Annotated in this window: 4 protein-coding genes and 2 tRNA genes; 1 reads left to right on the forward strand and 5 read right to left on the reverse strand. The window is 58.8% G+C overall.

The window, feature by feature from the left end; all coding sequences use genetic code 11:
- Positions 1–36: 36 nt before the first annotated feature.
- From JWQ61_RS21930 to JWQ61_RS21945, 4 genes are all read right to left on the reverse strand, one after another.
- Positions 37–112 (reverse strand) — tRNA-Glu (locus tag JWQ61_RS21930).
- A gap of 41 nt (positions 113–153) precedes the next feature.
- A tRNA-Ala gene (locus JWQ61_RS21935) sits at positions 154–229 on the reverse strand.
- 71 nt (positions 230–300) lie between these two features.
- Positions 301–1,743 (reverse strand): glutamate--tRNA ligase, encoded by a 1,443-nt coding sequence (gene gltX, locus JWQ61_RS21940; RefSeq protein WP_304362391.1) that lies wholly within the window; start codon positions 1,741–1,743, stop codon positions 301–303.
- A 104-nt stretch (positions 1,744–1,847) separates the two neighbouring features.
- On the reverse strand, positions 1,848–2,255 hold the full coding sequence (locus JWQ61_RS21945; protein WP_304362392.1) for a DUF4399 domain-containing protein: 408 nt from the start codon (positions 2,253–2,255) through the stop codon (positions 1,848–1,850).
- A 116-nt stretch (positions 2,256–2,371) separates the two neighbouring features.
- On the opposite strand from JWQ61_RS21945, the gene JWQ61_RS21950 reads away from it, so the two are divergent.
- On the forward strand, positions 2,372–2,707 hold the full coding sequence (locus JWQ61_RS21950) for a cupin domain-containing protein (protein WP_120234668.1): 336 nt from the start codon (positions 2,372–2,374) through the stop codon (positions 2,705–2,707).
- Between the two features lie 23 nt (positions 2,708–2,730).
- On the opposite strand, the gene JWQ61_RS21955 is transcribed toward JWQ61_RS21950, so the two are convergent.
- Positions 2,731–3,379, reverse strand: a 649-nt coding sequence (locus tag JWQ61_RS21955) for an Mrp/NBP35 family ATP-binding protein (RefSeq protein ID WP_304362393.1), incomplete at its 5' end; no start/stop codon positions are given.

Genomic DNA, 3,379 nt, shown 5'->3' on the forward strand with positions numbered 1-3,379 from the left:
TTTCTGCCCGCTTACCTGTCGATGCCAAAAGAATTCTGGCGTCCCCAGGGGGATTCGAACCCCCGTACTCACCGTGAAAGGGTGATGTCCTAGGCCTCTAGACGATGGGGACATTTACTGTCCGTACTACGTTGCTGCCTTACTACAATGTGCTGGTGGAGGTAAGCGGGATCGAACCGCTGACCTCTTGCATGCCATGCAAGCGCTCTCCCAGCTGAGCTATACCCCCGTTTGCAGAAGCGAGATTATAGCAAGCTTATTTAGAGCTTGTAAATCCCGATTTGCAGATTTATTGCAGTTTTACACCAGATATGGCTGCAAACGTGCGATCACCGCCTCGCGACCCAACAATTCGAGTACGGCATCAATCGCCGGGGTCTGCAGCTGTCCGGTCAGCATCAAACGCAATGGCATCGCAATCTGCGGCATCTTCAGCGTATGCGCAGCCAATACTTCCTTGATCATCGGCGCCAGGCTTTCCTTGTTCCACTCGACGCTTGCGCAGCGCGCGGCGAAATCAGCCAACGCCGGCTTGACCGCATCGGTGAAGTGTTGCGTCAGCAATGCTGCATCCGGTGCCGGCTTGCGATAGAACAGCATGGCGGCAACCCCGATTTCATTGACGGTATGGGCGCGCTCTTTCAGCAGGCCGATCACTTTTGGCAATGCCGGCGCATTGCTGAAATCGGCACCGTCTTGCTCCATCAACGGCTTGACCAGTGTCGCCAGGCGTTCATTGTCGGCCAGCTTGATGTAGTGATTGTTGATCGACGCCAATTTTTCCGGATTGAATTGCGCCGGTGATTTCGACAAATGATCGAGATCGAACCATGCGCAAAACTGTTCCACGCTGAAAATCTCTTCATTGCCATGGCTCCAGCCGAGGCGCGCCAGGTAGTTCAGCATCGCTTCCGGCAGGTAGCCTTGCGCCGGATAATCCATCACGCTGACCGCGCCATGGCGCTTCGACAGTTTTTCGCCGTCGGCGCCGAGGATCATCGGCACATGGCCGTACAGCGGCAGGTCCGCACCGAGGGCCTTGAGGATGTTGATCTGGCGCGGCGTATTGTTGACATGGTCGTCGCCGCGGATCACGTGGGTAATTCCCATGTCCCAGTCGTCCACCACCACGCAGAAATTGTAGGTCGGCGTGCCGTCCGGACGGGCGATCACCAGGTCGTCCATTTCGCGGTTCGAGATGGTGATATTGCCTTTGACTACATCGTCCCAGCTGACGTCGCCGTCGAGCGGATTCTTGAAACGCACCACCGGCTTGCGGTCGGCCGGCACCGGCGGCAGGGTCTTGCCCGCTTCCGGACGCCAGGTGCCGTCGTAGCGCGGCTTTTCGCCGGCGGCGCGCATGCGCTCGCGCATCGCTTCGACTTCTTCCGGCGATGAATAACAATGATAGGCCGTGCCCTGCTGCAGCATTTGCCCGATCACTTCGCGATAGCGGTCCATGCGCCGCATCTGGTAGAACGGACCTTCGTCATGTTCCAGGCCCAGCCATTGCATGCCCTCGATGATCGCCTGCACCGCTTCCGGGGTCGAACGCTCGAGATCGGTATCTTCGATGCGCAGTACGAAAGTGCCGCCGAAATGGCGCGCGTAGGCCCAGGAAAACAGCGCGGTGCGGGCGCCGCCCAGGTGCAGGTAACCGGTCGGGCTTGGGGCAAAACGGGTGCGTATCGGTTTCGATGCGGGTTTCGATGAAGAATTGGATGCTGGAGTGCTGGCGGTCATGATAAATAAAAACGGCCTTGGATTGCCAAAGCCGTTATCAAGGAAAACCCCATTTTACCGCGTTGCAGCAGCGGATGGAAACGAGGATGGACTAAGGCTCGGGTCTATTTGACGGTGACGTTGATGGTTTTGCTCAGCTCCGGGCCGTAAGACTGGTGGGCGCCGTTGGCGAACTGCATGGTCAGCTTGTATTTCCCTGGCGGCAGCGTGACGCTGGTTTCGGTCTGTCCCTTGCCAAAATGCAAATGCTTGTCGTCGATCGGGATCGACTGCCCGGCCGGGATGCTGTCTTCGTTGATCAGCAGGTGATGGTGGCCGGTATTGGCCGTCATGTCGCCGGCCGGCTTGACTTCCATGCCGCTGACGCCGAACTTGACGGTGAACGGGCTGCTCACCACCGCGCCGTCGGCCGGCTCGATGAAAGAGACCGACGCAGCATGGGCCAACTGCGGCAACAGGCTGGCGCTCAGCAGGGTTGCAGAAAACAACAGCGAAAAAATTCGTGATTTCATTGCCTTGTCCTTTAGGTGGAAAATTAGGTGGAAAACCTACATAAAATCCGCGTAACGCATTGGGCGCAATAACTGAGTGCAATAATACAGCGCTGCCAAACTACCAGGAGACCATCATGCAAGCCGCCCATGGCAATCTGTTGACCAGGCTGCCGGCCGACGGTTCAACCGAAGTATTCGAACTCCTGCACGAACGGGCCGGCCTGAAAATCGAACGCATCGTCTCCAGCGGCCAGGCCAGCCCGCCCGGCTTCTGGTACGACAACCCACAGGAAGAATGGGTGCTGCTGCTCAGCGGCAGCGCCGGACTGACGCTGGAAGGCCAGGCCGGCGAGCATGTCATGCAGCCCGGCGCCTGGCTGCATATCCCGCCGCACTGCCGCCACCGCATAGAGTGGACCGATGCAGCGCAGCCTACAATCTGGCTGGCCATACATCATGATCATGCATAGGCATTGCCGCCGAAGTTTCCCCTTTAGTCGTTCTTGATCACGATGGTAGGAAATTTGCTGCTCATGTCCTTGGCTTTTTCCGCCACCTTGATCGCCACCTTGCGCGCAATCTCTTTATAGATATGCGCCACCGGGCCATCGGGTTCGGCCACTACCGTCGGTCTGCCGGAATCGGTCTGCTGGCGGATCGACATGGTCAGCGGCAAGGCGCCCAGGAATTCAACGCCGTACTCGCCGCACATCTTGGCGCCGCCGCCTTCGCCGAAAATGGCTTCGGCGTGGCCGCAATTGGAGCAGATATGGGTGCTCATGTTCTCCACGATGCCGAGGATCGGAATGCCGACCTTCTCGAACATTTTCAAACCCTTGCGCGCATCCAGCAAGGCAATGTCCTGCGGCGTGGTGACGATCACGGCGCCGGTCACCGGCACTTTTTGCGACAAGGTCAGCTGGATATCGCCGGTGCCGGGCGGCATGTCGACGATCAGGTAGTCGAGGTCGCTCCAGTTGGTCTGGCGCAGCAGCTGCTCGAGCGCCTGGGTGACCATCGGCCCGCGCCAGACCATAGCCTGGTCGGGCTCGACCAGAAAGCCGATCGACATCACCTGCACGCCGAAGTTGCTCATCGGCGCCATCGTCTTGCCGTCGGTCGACTCGGGCTTGCCGCTGATG

Origin of the sequence: Collimonas fungivorans (genome assembly GCF_028292705.1) — a bacterium.
Classification (GTDB): domain Bacteria; phylum Pseudomonadota; class Gammaproteobacteria; order Burkholderiales; family Burkholderiaceae_D; genus Collimonas; species Collimonas fungivorans_B.

What these genes read in the sequence shown, in the direction of transcription:
- gltX (WP_304362391.1), bottom strand. Translation starts at nt 1,743, where the DNA reads ATGACCGCCAGCACTCCAGCATCCAATTCTTCATCGAAACCCGCATCG.
- JWQ61_RS21950 (WP_120234668.1), top strand. Translation starts at nt 2,372, where the DNA reads ATGCAAGCCGCCCATGGCAATCTGTTGACCAGGCTGCCGGCCGACGGT.
- JWQ61_RS21945 (WP_304362392.1), bottom strand. Translation starts at nt 2,255, where the DNA reads ATGAAATCACGAATTTTTTCGCTGTTGTTTTCTGCAACCCTGCTGAGC.